Raw genomic sequence first — 14,336 nt, forward strand, 5'->3', positions numbered from 1 at the left:
CACCGGATGACCACCCTTGCCGACCACCCGCTCGACGCCGACCGCGGCAGCGCCGTCTCCGGGACTGCCGCCCCCGCGTCCGTACAGACCTTCTCGCGGATCGAACTGCCCGACGAGGTGCGCGACGCCCTGGGCGCCGGGCTGGCCGAAGTGGGCGACCCGAACGCCGACATCGACTGGTCGATGACCCGCTACCTGCAGATCTTCGCCGGACTGCCGACCCCGATCCTGCAGCAGATCCTCGACTTCGGCCGCCACATCGACACCCCCGGTGTCACGCTGGTCGACAACCTGCCGGTCGACGCGCTACTGCCCGACACCCCCGCCGACGGCGGGCCGAGCCGCGACAAGCGGAGCTTCGTCGCCGAGGGAGTGCTCCTGGGCCTGAGCGGGCTGCTCGGCGAACCCCTGGGCGTACGGACGGAGAAGTCGGGGCAGCTCGTCCACGACGTCATCCCGGTCCCGGGCGGCGCCATGACGCAGACCAATCAGGGTTCGGAAGTCTTCCTCAACTTCCACAGCGACATCATGCACGACGTGATCGGCCGCTACGACGTCGCCAACCCCGACTTCCTGGTGCTCAGTTGCCTGCGCGCCGACCACGAAGGCATCGCCGGCACCCACTACGCCGACGCCCGCGACATCCAGGCGGCCCTCGCCCCCGAGGTGCTGGAGACGCTGCGCTCACCGCTGTTCCGGCTCAACGCACCCGGCAGCTACGTCCGTGACGTCGCCGGGGGCGCGGAGGTGCTCTCCGACCCGGTGCCGTTGATCAGCGGCAACGACGAGTACCCGGAGATCGCCATCTCCGCCAACGGCGTCCAGCCGCTGACGACAGGTGCCCGGGCCGCCCTCGACCGGCTCCAGGAGGTCTGCCGCGCCGTCGCCCACGGCGTCCACCTCCGACCCGGCCAGGCGCTGCTGATCAACAACCGCAAGGGCGTCCACGCCCGCACCTCCTTCACCGCCCGCTACGACGGCCGCGACCGCTGGCTCCAGCGCACGTACGTCCGGCGCAGCCTGTGGAACATCCGCTACCGGGTGACGCCGGAGAACCGTCGCGTGCACTACTGATCGGGAGTCAGCGCACCACCACGGTCAGCGTCTTCGTCACGGAGAACTTCCTGCTCTCGGCCGACGTGGGACGGTCCTCGTACCCGCAGCGGTAGCAGCCGAAGAGTCTGACCGTGGTGGTGCCCTTCTCCCGGGCGGTGAAGCTGTACCAGTCCTGGCGTTCGGCGGCCGGGTCGCCGGTGGTGTGCGGCGGCCCGGGCCACAGCCCCACCACCGCACTGTCCGGCTCGGCACTGACCTTCCAGGTGTAGCCCGGCTGGTTGCCGTAGCGGTTGGCCACCGAGAACTCCTCGCCGCGGCGCACGGTGACCGTGCCCGCGAAGTCTCCTTCGAGCCGTCGGAACCCCTCCGGCCCGTCCGCGTCGCCGTACTGCGTCTTGGGGTCCTCCGTCACGACGTTGCCCTGGATGCTGTCCTTGACCTCGACCGGGTACGTCATGGTGCGGTCGCCGTCGGTCTCCCTCAGCACGATGCGCGCGGTGCCGGGTTCGAGGGCGCTGAAGGTGAAGTAGCGCGTGCCCTTGACGGTCTTCTCGCCCTTGGCGCGCAGCACCTGCCCCGACCCGTTCACATCGGAGACCTCCCAGTCGGCGGCGTCTCCGCCCGGGCGGATGTGCAGCGAGAAGTCGTGCCCGGTCAGCACGTTGGTCTCCACCGACTGGGAGGCGACGTCGATCTCCCCGTCCGGGCCGCGCGGCACGCCGTACAGCGGCTTCGGGAGCGCGCAGCACACCTCGTCGCCGGAGGCGGCCTCGTATCCGGCGAAGCCGAGCCCGCCCAGGACCACCGCCGCCGTGCCGCCCGTGAGGCCCCAGAACTTCTTCCCCTTGCCCGTCACCGGGCTCACCTCGGCAGATGGACGCCGGTCGCGTCCGGGAACCGATGGTCCGACGCCTTGCTCATGTCCGTCTCCCCGCCCCGTTCAGATCGGCCGTCAGGCTAGTCGATCATGTCGACACCGAGCACGGGCCTGCGGTTCCCGCATTCCAATCCGCGGACAGGTCAAGGGCGTTGACCGGCCCCTGGCACACCAGCAGAATGAGCGCGCGTCGTTGAGAGCGCTCTCAGCGGTCTCGGCGGTGCAGTGCGTCTCAGGCGCGTGCCCACCGGTCGGCATCATCCGAGGGAGACCCATGTCCGGCAGACAAGACCCGGCGCTCACCCGCCGCACGCTCATCGGCACCGGCCTCGCTCTCGGCGCCGCGGCCCTCACCGCGGCCGGGTCAGGTGCCGCTCACGCCACTCCCGGCACCCCCGCCCAGCACCCCGCCCGGCACCGCGCCCAGCGCCGGGCCCAAGCCTTCCTGGCCGCCGCCATGGACGCCTACCCCGACCACGGCACCACCCGCCTCGCCCAGAGCTACGCCGACCAGGCCGGCCTCTTCAGCACCGCCTTCACCTACGACAACGCCCTCGCGATCCTCGCCCTCCTCGCCGGACGTGCGTCCGACGGCCGGGCCCGGGCCGTGGTGCTCGGGGACGCGCTGCTTTACGCCCAGCGGCACGACCCCGTCCACGCCGACGGCCGGCTTCGGCAGGCCTACAACGTCGGGCCGTACACCTTCTACGACGGCTCGCGGCAGCCGGACGGGTTCGTGCGGGCGGACGGGACCGCCAACGTCGGCACTCAGTTCGGGTTCACGGGGACGGCCGTGGGTGACATGGCCTGGGCCGGGATCGCGCTCACCGCGCTCGCCCGGCGGACCGGGGAGCGGCGGTTCCTCGACGGTGCCGTGCGGATCGGGGAGTGGGTCGAGCGGAACGGGCGTACCGACGAACCCCTCGGGGGGTACAAGTTCGGGGTGAACGGGGCCGACGAGAAGCTGCCTTTCACCTCCACCGAGCACAACACCGACCTCGTCTGCCTCTTCGGGCGGCTCGCCCGGCTCACCGGGGACGGCGTGTGGCGGGAGCGGCGGGCTCGAGCCCGGGCCTTCCTGGAGAAGATGTGGGAGCCGGACGGCGGCTTCTTCTACACCGGGACCAATGACGGGGTGACGGTCAATACGTCGCCGATCCCTGAGGACACCCAGACCTGGACCCACCTCGCCCTCGACTCCCGCGCCCACGCCCGCTCGTTGGACTGGGCCGCCCGCGAACTGGCCGTCCTCGACCACGCCGGGCGGCGCAACAGCACGGTGCCCGCGGGGCAGTCGTACGAAGGGGTCACCTTCAGCTCCGCCAGTCTCCTCGCGAACGAGGACGCCCCGATCGCCGACTCGCAGCCCAGGCCGGACCGGAACGGCGTGTGGTTCGAGGGCACCGCCCATCTCGCGCTCGCGCTACGGGAGCGGCAGGCGCGGGGTGACGAGGCGCGGGCCCGGCGGCTGCTCGACTCCATCGAGCGGGCTCAGGAGCTGCTCGGCGGCGGCCAGACGGTCGGCGGGCGGGCGCTGCCCGAGCGGTCCGGGGTGGTCTCGGCGAGCAGCCCGCTCGACACCGGGTTCGGGTTCGGGTACTACCCGTACCGGCACTTGGGGGCGACCGCCTGGTACCTGATGGCGGCCCTGCGCTCCAATCCGTTGCGGGCCTGAACCCCGTCACCTGTGGCCGCCACGCTCAGCCGACCGGGAGGGGCTGCTCGGCCCAGATCGTCTTGCCGGTGGGGGTCTGGCGGGTGCCCCAGCCCTGGGTGAGCTGGGCGACCATGTGCAGGCCGCGGCCGCCCTCGTCATAGGTGCGGGCGCGGCGCAGATGCGGGGCCGTGCTGCTGGCGTCGGACACCTCGCAGATCAGGGTGCGGTCCCGGATCAGGCGCAGCCCGATCGGTACGTCGCCGTAGCGGATGGCGTTGGTGACCAGCTCGCTCACCACCAGCTCGGTGACGAACGCCGCCTCCTGCAGGCCCCAGGCCGCGAGCTGCCGGGTGGCCTGCGCCCGGGCGTCGGCGACGATCGCCGGGTCGGACGGCAGGGCCCAGGCGGCGACCTGGTCGGCGTGCAGGGCGCGGGTGCGTACGAGGAGGAGGGCCACGTCGTCGGCGGGGCTGTCGGGGAGCAGGTCCTTGAGGATGGCGTCGCAGGTGACCTCCAGCGACGGCACCGGGGAGGCCAGGGCCGCGCAGAGCCGTTCCAGGCCGAGGCCGACGTCGTGCTCGCGGTTCTCGATCAGGCCGTCGGTGTAGAAGGCGAGCAGGCTGCCCTCCGGCAGCTCCAGCTCGGTCGCCTCGAAGGGCAGCCCGCCCACGCCGAGCACCGGGCCGGGCGTGAGGTGGACGACGCTGACCGAGCCGTCGGGGAGCAGCACCGCGGGCGGGACGTGGCCGGCGCTGGCCAGGGTGCAGATCCGGGAGACCGGGTCGTAGACGGCGTACAGGCAGGTCGCGCCGATCCCGCCGGTGTACGGCAGGTCCCGAACGATGTGGTCGTCGTCCGAGGTGAGGTGGGTGACCAGGTCGTCGAGGTGGGTGAGCAGCTCGTCCGGGGGCAGGTCCACGTCGGCGAGGGTGCGTACGGCGGTGCGCAGCCGTCCCATGGTGGCGGAGGCGTGGATTCCGTGCCCGACGACGTCGCCGACGACCAGGGCGACGCGGGTGCCCGACAGCGGGACGACGTCGAACCAGTCGCCGCCGACGCCGGCACCCGTACCGGCGGGCAGATAGCGGTACGCCACCTCGACGGCCGCCTGCTTCGGCAGGTCGCGGGGGAGCAGGCTGCGCTGGAGGGTGAGGGCGTTGGTGCGCTCGCGGGTGTAGCGGCGGGCGTTGTCCACGCCGACGGCGGCCCGGCCCGCGAGCTCCTCGGCGAGGATCAGGTCGTCGTGCTGGAAGGGCGCCGAGCCCTTGCCGCGGACGAAGACCGCGACCCCGAGGGTGATGCCCCGGGCCCGCAAAGGGGCGGCCACGACCGAGTGGAAGCCGTGCTCACGGACGATCGCGGCCCGCGCCTCGTGCTCGCCGACCCAGCGGGCGAAGTCGGGGTCGTCCGCGCCGCTGAGCACCGGGCGGCCGCTGGTCAGGGAGCGGGCGGGCGGCGAGAACGGGGGATAGGTGTCGATCCCGCCGAGGTCGACGGCGGCCTCGGGCACGCCCTCGCCCTCGGAGGAGGACTGGTGGGCGACCCGGCGCAGCACCACGGCGGCGTCGACCGGCCCCGGCACCGGTTCCTCCCCGCGCATCACCGAGTCGAGCAGGTCCACGCTGGCGAAGTCGGCGAGCCGCGGGACGGCCAGATCGGCGAGTTCCTGGGCGGTGCGGTTCACGTTCAGCGTGGTGCCGATGCGGGTGCCCGCCTCGTTCAGCAGGGCCAGCCGCTGCCGGGCGGCGTGCTGCTCGCTGCTGTCGAAGGCGGCGGTGCCGACGCCGGCCACCTCGCCGGTCCCCGGGTCCCGCACGGGCCACAGCTCGACGATCCAGGAGCGCTGCCGGGCGGCGGCGTGCGGCGCCGGAGCGAACCCCTCGTACCGCATCGGCACGGCCTCCTCGGCGACGTGCCGTACGCACCGGAGGAACCCCTCGTCGGAACAGGCCTGGCCGAGCGGGTCGGTCTCCGCGCCTCTGTTCAGCCGCCACGAGCCCGACGCTGCGCTGTAGGTCGACAGGGCGATCGAGGACTGGGCGAAGGCCCACTCCACCATCCGCCGGTCGCGCTCCGAGGCGGGGGTTCCCGTGGTGGCGGTGATGACGAACGCCTGCGTCGCACTGGCGCCGTCCAGCTGGGGATGGGCGTGCAGGGTCAGTTCGACGCGGTGGCCGTCGCGGTGCCTGAGGGCCGCGGTACCGCTCCACTCCGGGGAACCGACCGGGGAGAAGCCGGTCGCCTCTCGGTCCACGAGGAGGTCGGCCGCGGCCCGTCCCACCACCTCGGCGGGGCGATACCCCAGCAGCCGCCGGGCGCCCTCGCTCCACCCCGTGACGATGCCCTCCAGGCTGATGGTGGCTGTCGCGGCATCTGGTGACCACCCGTTGTGATCGAAGTTGTGATCAAAAGTGGTCATTCTTGCTCAATTCGCGCTGGTGATGTTACTCACAGTTCCAGCGTGCGCGTCGCGCGAGAATCGGACAAGTCGGATTCCCGTGCATGGATTTCCGGGTGCATACGGGACGGATACGGGTGGAGGAGTCGGGCCATGGGCTATTCCGGTACGCCGCTCGCCAGGAAGATCGGCATCAAGCCGGGCCACCGGGTCCGGCTCCGTCACGCGCCGGCCCGCTGGGACATTCCCGGGCTGCCGGAGGGCTGCGACCTGGCCGAGGGAAGCCCGCGCGGCGCGGACGTCGCCGTCGCGTTCTATCGGTCGTACGGCGATCTCGTCGCCGAAGGCCCCGCGCTGGTCGGCGACCTCGCCGACGACGCCATGCTGTGGATCGCCTGGCCCCGGCGGGCGGCCGGCCATGTCAGCGACATCACTGAGAACGCGCTGCGGGACCTCTTCCTCCCGCTGGGCGTTGTCGATGTGAAGGTCGCGGCGCTGGGGGAGGACTGGTCGGGCCTGAAGTTCGTACGGCGCAGGGAGAACCGCCGTACGTAGCCCGTAGGCCGCAGCCCGTAGCCCGGCCGTCGGTCGGCAAATCGGCGAACGGAAGACGTCTTTACCGTGAACCACTAGCATCGCGCCGGTAATCGCAGCCGGGACGAGGTGGGTGCAGGCCATGACGGAACCGAGGATCGCCGTCGCCGTGGTGACGATGGGCAACCGTCCCGCCGAGGTCGACGCACTGGTCGAATCCGTGGCCAAACAGGACCTCGCCCCCGACCGGATCGTCGTCGTGGGCAACGGCTGCCCGCTGCCCGAGTTCGCCGAGCGGCTGTCGCTGCCCGGCGAGGTGACCTCGATCGAGCTCGACGAGAACCTCGGCTGCCCCGGTGGCCGGAACGCGGCCCTCGCCCGCCTGCGCGAGTTCGGGGACGTCGACGTCGTGGTCGAGCTGGACGACGACGGGCTCCTCGTCGACGCCGACGTACTGCGCCGGGTACGCGATCTGTACGCCGCCGACGACCGGCTCGGCATCGTCGGCTTCCGCATCGCCGACGAGCACGGAGAGACACAGCAGCGGCACGTGCCCAGGATCGGCAAGTCGGATCCGCTCCGGGGCGGCTACGTCACCGGCTTCCTCGGCGGCGGACACGCGCTGAGCATGGCGATGCTGGCCGAGACCGGGGACTGGCCCGCCGAGTTCTTCTTCGCCCATGAGGAGACCGACCTGGCCTGGCGGGCCGCCGACGCGGGCTGGCGCATTCTGTACGCCCCCGAGCTCCTCCTCCAGCACCCGAAGACCTCGCCGGCCCGGCACGCCATCTACTACCGGGTGAACGCCCGCAACCGCGTCTGGCTGACCCGCCGCCGACTGCCGCTCGCCCTCATCCCCGTCCACCTGGGCATCTGGGTCCTGCTCACCCTCGCCCGCAACCGGTCGCTCGGCGGGCTGCGCGCCTGGTTCGGCGGCTTCCTGGAGGGCGTACGGGAACCGGCGGGCGAGCGACGGCCCATGCGGTGGCGGACGGTGTGGCGGCTGTGCCGGCTGGGGCGGCCGCCGGTCATCTGACCGGCAGAGGACCGGCAAAGGCCCGAGCGGGCCCGGGGAAAGGGGTCTGAGCGGGCCCGGAGAGCGGGATGCGGGCCCCGGCCGTTCACCTCTGCCGACCGGGACCCGTATCCCCGGATCCGGCCACGGCGGCGGCACTCCCCCGAGCTGCGCGTCATACGCGCGCACCGTCGGGCCGGATCCGATGTAGTGATCAGATTAAGCCATGCGGGGAGATGGCTGACATCCGGTCAACCTTGTTCGCGGTCGGCGTCGTTCGGCCGACCGTTCCCTCCCGACCTGCACAGATCACCTCGCATCGGCATAACACTCCACCACCGCCGTGGTGAACGGAAACCGCACCGGCGTCCGGCCGAACGTCAGCCGCCCGGCCAGGTCCGCCGCCTCGCGGATCGCCACCACGACGGCCTCGGCCTCCTCCTCGGGACAGTGCACGATCACCTCGTCGTGCTGGAAGAAGACCAGCTCCGCCGCCATGCCCGCGCAGGCCTGCCGCAGCGCGGCGAGCATCAGCAGGGCCCAGTCGGCCGCGCTGCCCTGGACGACGAAGTTGCGGGCGAAGCGGCCCCGGGCGCGGGCGTTGGTGGAGGCGTAGCCCGGCACCCACTCCTGCGGCCCGGAGCCGTCGGCCGAATCGGCCTGGGCGTCCGGGATCGGGATCCCCGCCTCCTCGGCCGCGTCGTCCGTCGCTCCGGCCGCCGGCGGACAGGTCCGCCCCAGCCACGTCCGCACGAGCCGCCCCTCCTCACCGGCCCGCGCCGCTTCGTCGACGTAGGCCACCGCCTTGGGGAACCGGCGTCTGAGCGCGGCGAGGTTCTTCAGCCCGTCGCCGGAGGTCTGCCCGTAGACGGCGCCCAGCACGGCGAGCTTGGCCTGGGTGCGGTCGCCGGAGAAGGCCCGGTCGGAGACGGACTGGTACAGGTCGGTCTCCCGCCCGGCCACCTCCATCAGCCCGGGATCGCGGGAGATCGCGGCGAGCACCCGCGGCTCCATCTGGTCGGCGTCGGCCACGACGAGCCGCCAGCCGGGGTCGGCGACGACCGCACGCCGGATGACCTTGGGGATCTGCAGCGCGCCCCCGCCGTTGGTCACCCACCGCCCGGTGACCGTGCCGCCCGCGAGGAACTCCGGCCGGAACCGCCCGTCGCGCACCCAGTCCTGCAGCCAGGACCAGCCGTGGGCCACCCAGATCCGGTACAGCTTCTTGTACTCGACCAAGGGCTTCACGGCCGGATGGTCGAGCGACTCGATCTCCCAGCGCCGGGTCGATCTGATCCTGATCCCGGCCTGCGCGAAGGCCTTGATCACATCGGCGGGCAGATCGGGCCGCACCCGGCGCCCGAACGCCGCCGACACCTCGTCCGCCAGCTCGGCCAGCCGCCGCGGCTCCCCGCCCCCGGCATACCGCTCGCCGAGCAGTTCGTGCAGCACCCGGCGGTGCACCTCGGCGCTCCACGGGAGCCCGGCCCGGTTCATCTCGGCGGCCACGAGCATGCCCGCCGACTCGGCCGCCGTCAGCAGCCGCATCCGCTCGGGGTGCGCGGCCCCGTCGTGCCGGCGCTGCTGGTCGGCGTACACCTCGACGAGGTCGGCGAGCGGCACATGGACCGCCTGCGGCTCGAAGAGCGAGGACTGCGAACCGGGTTCGGCGGCACGCTGGGGCGGATCGGGCGGTACGGGGCGCCCGCGCAGCCGGGCCAGGGCCGCGGCGGCCGACCTGGGCTCCCCGTACCGCCCCTCGTGGCCGAGAAGGAGCGTCTCGGCGTCCTCGATGTCGTAGCACCGCTCCACTCGCACCCCCGTGGCGAGCAGCCGCGGATAGACCTCGGCGGTGGACCGCCACACCCACCGCGTGACCGCCGGCCGCCCCCGCACGGCCTCGGCCAGGTCCGCCTCCCACCGCACCGGCACGGCGAGCAGCCCGTCCGGACCGAGGGGGGCGATCTCCACGCCGCCGTCCTCGGCCGGAGCGAGCGCCCACCGGTCGGTCATGCTGCGAGTGTGGCACCCGGGTCTGACAACGGCCTCAGTCCTTCGCTCCGCCCTGCTCGCCGGCCTTCTTGGCGGTCTCCTCACCGCTCTTCAGGAACTGGGAGAGCAGCTCGACGACGTAGTCCTCGATCGTCTGCTTGGTGAGGCCGAGGCCGGACAGGACGCCCGTGCCGTTCTCGAACTCCAGCAGGGCCAGCAGGATGTGCTCGGTGCCGATGTAGTTGTGGCCGAGGCGCAGGGCCTCGCGGAAGGTGAGCTCCAGGACCTTCTTGGCGTCGGAGCCGTAGGGGACGAGGTCGGGGACCTCGTCGGCGGCGGGCGGCAGTGCGGCGGTTGCGGCCTGGCGCACCGAGTCCAGGAGGATGCCCTGGGCCGTGATCGCCTTCGCGGCGAGGCCGTCGGGGTCGGCCAGCAGACCGAGGACGAGGTGCTCGGGGCGGCCCTCGGGGTTGCGGGCCGCGATGGCCTCGTTGTGGGCGGCCATCACCGCGTTGCGGGCACGCGGCGTGTAGCGGCCGAAGCCCTGCTGGGGGTCGAGGTCGGACGACTCCTTCGGCACGAACCGCTTCTGCGCGGCCTGCCGGGTGACGCCCATGCTCTTGCCGATGTCGGTCCAGGAGGCCCCCGATCGACGCGCCTGGTCCACGAAGTGCCCGATCAGGTGGTCGGCCACGTCGCCGAGGTGGTCGGCGGCGATCACCGCGTCCTCGAGCTGGTCGAGGGGTTCCTGGTGGGCCTTCTTGATGGCCGCGATGAGTTCGTCGAGACGTACGGATGACGTGATGCTCGGGTTCGTCGACATGTGTCAACCGTAGGTTGACAGCCCAGGGGTGTCAACTCGTGGTTGACATCGGGCGTCAGAGCGTCTTGGCGAAGCAGCGGCTGTCGGAATAGCCGCGATACGGGCCGAAGTTGGCCGTCGGCTCGTACCCGCTGGAGGCGTAGAGCGCCATGGCCTCCGGCAGGGGCGTGCCCGTCTCCAGCACCATGCGGATCCGTCCGGCGGCCCGTGCACTGTCCTCCAGCTCCCGCAGGATGCGACGGGCGAGCCCCCGCCCTCTGGCCTCGGGCACCACGTACATGCGCTTGACCTCGGCGTCGCCGTCCGCGTAGCCCTCCTCGTCCGCTTCCTGCGCACGCCAGCCGCCGCACGCCACCGGCTTGTCGCCGAGGTACGCGAGGAGGAACAGGCCGTGCGGCGGGTCGAAGTGGCCCGGATGCAGCGGGGTCATGTCGTCGTAGCCGTAACGCCGCATGTACTCGGCCTGCGCGAGGGCGGAGAGCTTCACGGCGTCGGAGTGGTCGAAGCGGACGGGGCGGATCTCCTCCAGGAACTCCATGACGGCGGAAAGTAGGCGCGGTCCTGCGCCTCCCACAACGGAATTACCATCCCTTGGTGAGCACGCCCAGCACCGTCGACCGTGCCTTCGAGGCCGCCCTCTACGACACCGGCCACACCGCCCTCGACACCGGCGCCTCCCTCCTCGCCGCCGACGCCGCCGCGGACGCCGAACTCGCCCGGCGCGGCCAGGAGTTCGTGGCGGCTGCCTGGCGCCGCGGCTGGCAGCCCGCCGACGTCGTACGGCTCGTGCGGCGCGACCTGGACGACGTCCACGTACGACTGCTCTCGGCGCTGATCCGCGCGCAGCAGCCGTACGACCGCCCCCGCGGCCCCCGCTGGACCGCACAGCTCGACGACCTGCCCACCGAAGCCCCGCCCCGCCCCGACCGCTTCTCGCACGCGACCGCCGTCCTGGAGCTGTACCGCCTCCTGCTGCGCCTGCCCGCGCTGGAGCCCCTGGAGGAGGCGGCCGGGCCGGCCGTCAAGGCCGCCAGGCCCGAGTCCCGCATGCTCACCCGCATCCGCGCGCTGCTGGCGAAGGCGGAGGCGACCGGCTTCCCCGAGGAGGCGGAGGCGCTCAGCGCCAAGGCGCAGGAGCTGATGGCCCGGCACAGCATCGACGAGGCCCTGCTCTCAACCCGCGAGCACGCCGCGAAGGACGCCCCGGGCGCCTGCCGGATCGGTGTGGAACCGCCGTACGAGCAGGCGAAGGCCGTCCTGCTGGACGCGGTGGCGACCGCCAACCACTGCCGTGCCGTGTGGAACGAACCCTTCGGCTTCTCCACGGTCGTCGGCTTCGAGGCCGATCTGGAGGCGGTCGAGCTCCTCTACACCTCGCTCCTCGTGCAGGCCCAGACCGCGATGACGAAGGCGGAGGCGGCCCAGCGCGCGGGCGGCCGCAAGCGCACCAAGACCTTCCGCCAGTCGTTCCTGGCGGCCTACGCCCACCGCATAGGCACCCACCTGGCCGCGGCCGCGCAGACCCAGGTCACTCAGGACCTGCTGCCGGTCCTCGCCTCCCGCGAGGTCGCGGTGACCGACCGCCTGGACCGCATGTTCCCGGAGACGACCACGACCCGTCTGCGCGGCGTCAGCGACGAGGCGGGCTGGGTGGAGGGTGCGCAGGCGGCCGACCGGGCGCAGGTGGAAAGCCGCCCCCGGCTCAGTCCCCGGCCTGCACGAAAGGACTGACCGAGGCCTTCAGGACGCCCGGGTTGTCCTCGCCCCGGACCGGTCCGTACGACCACTTGTAGCTCTGCTGGGCCGTCGCCCCCGGCAGGCTGATCTTCAGCGTCTTCGCGTCCAGGGTGTCCTCGGCGCCGGCCTCGCCGCGCTCGTAGGTGATGGTGAACGTGGCCGCGGCGCCCTCGTCCAGCGTCAGCTTCACGGCCTTGGCGCCCTCCTGCGCCGGGAGGCCGGCCGACATGCCGGAGCCGTACAGGTCGACACCCGGGAAGCCCTTCAACGTGCACCGGGAGCCCTTGTTGGTGAGGGTGACGGGCACGTTGCCGGTGTCCCCGGCGGCCGGGGCGGCGTTGGCCGGCCCGACCTGCACGGCCATCTCGTCGAGCCCGCAGGCGGAACCGGCCTTGCGGTCCTGGCTGTCGTCCGTGTCTCCGCCGTTTCCGCCGTCGTCGCAGGCGGTCAGGAGGAGGGCCGCGGCGAGGGCGGCGACGGTGAGGGAAGTGGCGCGCATGGGGTCCTTCAGGCAGTGACGTCGGCAAGGGAATGACGTCGGTGATCGCGGGCGGTCAACGCATCCAACATCACGAACCCGGAACCGCCGTCGGCAGCCCCGTCGGCAGCTTGCCGCCCTCCGCCTTGGTGTACGTCTCCGCACCGAGGCCGCCCTCCCACGTCACCTTCAGCGACGTCTTGCCGACGGAGTCGACCGTCCCGGACGCCCGGTCCTTGCTGCCGTCGGTGCACTTCAGGCGGATCGTCCGGGTCCCGTCCTGCTCGCCGGCGGTCCCGCTGCACACGGTGCCGCCGGTCGCGAAGAGCCCGGCCTCCGTGCCGTTGACCATGAGCACCACGGCCTTGCCGTCGGTCGTGGCGAGCCAGCTGCCCTCCAGAGGGCCGGCCGCGGAGGCCGACCCTCCGGTCCCGCCGCCGGTGTCGGCACTGGTGGTCGCGGAGGGACTGGGGTTGTCCTTGGAGTTGGAGTCGGAATCGGAGCCGCCGTCGCCGCTGCACGCGGTGAGGGCGAGCGCACCCGCAAGCGAGGCGGCCACGGCGGCGCCCCGCATCCGCCGGCCCGGAATCGTGCGCGTACGCGAGAAAGTCGCCGAGGTCACTGGTAGCTCCCAAGCTGTAGCGGTCGGCATACGGCCGAATCGGCCACCTGACCGAAACGACCGCAGCAAGTTACCAGGGAGTTCCCTCCGCGGCGTGGGAACGTGCCGGACCTACCAGGAAGCCTTGCGCACCCCCGGCAGATACCCGGCGTGCGCCTGCCCCCGCAGCGACACCCGGGACAGCCCGAAGGCACGGAAGTACCCGCGCGGCCGCCCGTCCACCTGGTCCCGGTTCCGCACCCGCGTGGCGCTGGCGTCCCGCGGCTGCCTGCGCAACTCGCGCTGGGCGGCAAGCCGTTCGGCCTCGCTGGACGACGGCCTGCGGATGATCTCCTTGAGCTCGGCCCGCCGCTCGGCGTACCGCGCGACGATCTCCTGCCGCTTCTCGTTCTTCGCGATCTTGCTCTTCTTGGCCATCAGACCTTCACTCCCCGCGCGCGGATACGGGCGACGGCCGCCTCGATCCCGATGACGTCAACGGTCTTGATCCCCTTGGCGCTCAGCCGCAGCCGCACATACCGGCCCTCGCTCGGCAGCCAGTAGCGCTTGGTCTGGATGTTGGGGTCGAAGCGGCGGGAGGTCCGCCGGTGGGAGTGGGAAATCGTGTTGCCGAAGCCGGGCTGGGCGCCGGTCAGCATGCAGTGGGCGGACACGGGTGACCAACCTCTCCTCGCTCGTCGCTCGTAATGGAATTCATTTTCAGTAAGATAGCAGCATGGCACGCAACGAACTCCGCCCGGTCATCAAGCTCCGGTCCACCGCCGGCACCGGCTACACCTACGTGACCCGCAAGAACCGCCGCAACGACCCGGACCGCATGACCCTGCGCAAGTACGACCCGGTCGCCGGCCGCCACGTCGACTTCCGAGAGGAGCGCTGAGGACCGCCATGCGCAAGGGAATCCACCCCTCCTACGGCCCGGTCGTCTTCCGCGACCGAGCCGCGAACCACGCGTTCCTGACCCGCTCGACCCTGGCCGGCGTACCGACCGACAAGACGATCGAGTGGGAGGACGGCAACACCTACCCGGTCGTCGACGTCGAGATCTCGAACGTCAGCCACCCCTTCTACACGGGCACGGCCCGCGTCCTGGACACGGCGGGCCGAGTGGAGCGCTTCGAGCGCCGCTACGGAAAGCAGGGTTAGC

16 protein-coding genes are annotated in these 14,336 nt (G+C 72.2%); 7 read left to right on the forward strand and 9 right to left on the reverse strand.

The genetic code is table 11. From position 1 onward, the window contains the following. Positions 1 to 6 precede the first annotated feature (6 nt). Positions 7 to 1,074: a TauD/TfdA family dioxygenase gene (locus tag ACQEV2_RS23650; RefSeq protein WP_433044916.1), complete on the forward strand. Its 1,068-nt coding sequence runs from the start codon at positions 7 to 9 to the stop codon at positions 1,072 to 1,074. 7 nt (positions 1,075 to 1,081) lie between these two features. On the opposite strand, the gene ACQEV2_RS23655 is transcribed toward ACQEV2_RS23650, so the two are convergent. Beyond that, positions 1,082 to 1,912: a hypothetical protein gene (locus ACQEV2_RS23655; RefSeq protein ID WP_433044919.1), complete on the reverse strand. Its 831-nt coding sequence runs from the start codon at positions 1,910 to 1,912 to the stop codon at positions 1,082 to 1,084. 295 nt (positions 1,913 to 2,207) lie between these two features. Here ACQEV2_RS23655 and ACQEV2_RS23660 point away from each other — a divergent pair, with 295 nt between their 5' ends. Continuing rightward, positions 2,208 to 3,608: a Tat pathway signal sequence domain protein gene (locus ACQEV2_RS23660; RefSeq protein WP_433044922.1), complete on the forward strand. Its 1,401-nt coding sequence runs from the start codon at positions 2,208 to 2,210 to the stop codon at positions 3,606 to 3,608. Positions 3,609 to 3,633: 25 nt separating this feature from the next. Here ACQEV2_RS23660 and ACQEV2_RS23665 read toward each other — a convergent pair whose 3' ends face one another. Then, on the reverse strand, positions 3,634 to 6,009 hold the full coding sequence (locus ACQEV2_RS23665; RefSeq protein WP_433044925.1) for a SpoIIE family protein phosphatase: 2,376 nt from the start codon (positions 6,007 to 6,009) through the stop codon (positions 3,634 to 3,636). A gap of 132 nt (positions 6,010 to 6,141) precedes the next feature. Between ACQEV2_RS23665 and ACQEV2_RS23670 the strand changes: the two genes are divergently transcribed. Beyond that, entirely contained in the window at positions 6,142 to 6,543 is a 402-nt protein-coding gene (locus ACQEV2_RS23670) for a DUF3052 domain-containing protein (protein ID WP_433044928.1), read from the forward strand. 121 nt (positions 6,544 to 6,664) lie between these two features. Continuing rightward, a complete protein-coding gene (locus ACQEV2_RS23675) occupies positions 6,665 to 7,558 on the forward strand; it encodes a glycosyltransferase family 2 protein (protein ID WP_433044931.1) in 894 nt (297 codons plus the stop codon). Between the two features lie 288 nt (positions 7,559 to 7,846). On the opposite strand, the gene ACQEV2_RS23680 is transcribed toward ACQEV2_RS23675, so the two are convergent. The 3 genes from ACQEV2_RS23680 to ACQEV2_RS23690 are packed head-to-tail and all read right to left on the reverse strand — an operon-like array spanning position 7,847 to position 10,890. After that, positions 7,847 to 9,550: a bifunctional 3'-5' exonuclease/DNA polymerase gene (locus ACQEV2_RS23680; protein ID WP_433044934.1), complete on the reverse strand. Its 1,704-nt coding sequence runs from the start codon at positions 9,548 to 9,550 to the stop codon at positions 7,847 to 7,849. Positions 9,551 to 9,584: 34 nt separating this feature from the next. Then, positions 9,585 to 10,352 carry a Clp protease N-terminal domain-containing protein gene (locus tag ACQEV2_RS23685; RefSeq protein WP_433044937.1) on the reverse strand — a complete coding sequence of 256 codons (768 nt, stop codon included), beginning with the start codon at positions 10,350 to 10,352 and terminating at the stop codon, positions 9,585 to 9,587. Between the two features lie 55 nt (positions 10,353 to 10,407). After that, on the reverse strand, positions 10,408 to 10,890 hold the full coding sequence (locus ACQEV2_RS23690) for a GNAT family N-acetyltransferase (protein WP_433044940.1): 483 nt from the start codon (positions 10,888 to 10,890) through the stop codon (positions 10,408 to 10,410). A 56-nt stretch (positions 10,891 to 10,946) separates the two neighbouring features. Here ACQEV2_RS23690 and ACQEV2_RS23695 point away from each other — a divergent pair, with 56 nt between their 5' ends. Beyond that, positions 10,947 to 12,083, forward strand: a complete 1,137-nt coding sequence (locus tag ACQEV2_RS23695) for a DUF2786 domain-containing protein (RefSeq protein WP_433044943.1) — start codon at positions 10,947 to 10,949, stop codon at positions 12,081 to 12,083. On the opposite strand, the gene ACQEV2_RS23700 is transcribed toward ACQEV2_RS23695, so the two are convergent. From ACQEV2_RS23700 to rpmB, 4 genes are all read right to left on the reverse strand, one after another. After that, on the reverse strand, positions 12,055 to 12,588 hold the full coding sequence (locus tag ACQEV2_RS23700) for a DUF4232 domain-containing protein (RefSeq protein ID WP_433044946.1): 534 nt from the start codon (positions 12,586 to 12,588) through the stop codon (positions 12,055 to 12,057). The two genes, ACQEV2_RS23695 and ACQEV2_RS23700, sit on opposite strands and share 29 nt — an antisense overlap. A 70-nt stretch (positions 12,589 to 12,658) precedes the next feature. Beyond that, a complete protein-coding gene (locus ACQEV2_RS23705) occupies positions 12,659 to 13,141 on the reverse strand; it encodes a hypothetical protein (protein ID WP_433054713.1) in 483 nt (160 codons plus the stop codon). 159 nt (positions 13,142 to 13,300) lie between these two features. Beyond that, the gene (gene rpsN, locus ACQEV2_RS23710) at positions 13,301 to 13,606 is read right to left on the reverse strand and encodes a 30S ribosomal protein S14 (RefSeq protein WP_433044949.1); all 306 of its coding nucleotides are present in this window, start codon (positions 13,604 to 13,606) and stop codon (positions 13,301 to 13,303) included. Beyond that, positions 13,606 to 13,842, reverse strand: coding sequence for a 50S ribosomal protein L28 (gene rpmB, locus ACQEV2_RS23715; RefSeq protein WP_433044952.1), 237 nt, complete (start codon positions 13,840 to 13,842; stop codon positions 13,606 to 13,608). The genes rpsN and rpmB overlap by 1 nt, the downstream gene beginning before the upstream one ends. Positions 13,843 to 13,904: 62 nt before the next feature. On the opposite strand from rpmB, the gene rpmG reads away from it, so the two are divergent. Together rpmG and ACQEV2_RS23725 are read left to right on the forward strand one after the other, a co-directional pair. After that, the gene (rpmG, locus tag ACQEV2_RS23720; RefSeq protein WP_030573688.1) at positions 13,905 to 14,069 is read left to right on the forward strand and encodes a 50S ribosomal protein L33; all 165 of its coding nucleotides are present in this window, start codon (positions 13,905 to 13,907) and stop codon (positions 14,067 to 14,069) included. Between the two features lie 8 nt (positions 14,070 to 14,077). Further along, positions 14,078 to 14,335, forward strand: a complete 258-nt coding sequence (locus ACQEV2_RS23725) for a type B 50S ribosomal protein L31 (protein ID WP_433044956.1) — start codon at positions 14,078 to 14,080, stop codon at positions 14,333 to 14,335. Position 14,336: the final 1 nt, after the last annotated feature.

The sequence above is a fragment of the Streptomyces sp. CA-251387 genome (assembly GCF_050936625.1).
In the GTDB taxonomy this organism is placed as follows: Bacteria; Actinomycetota; Actinomycetes; order Streptomycetales; family Streptomycetaceae; genus Streptomyces.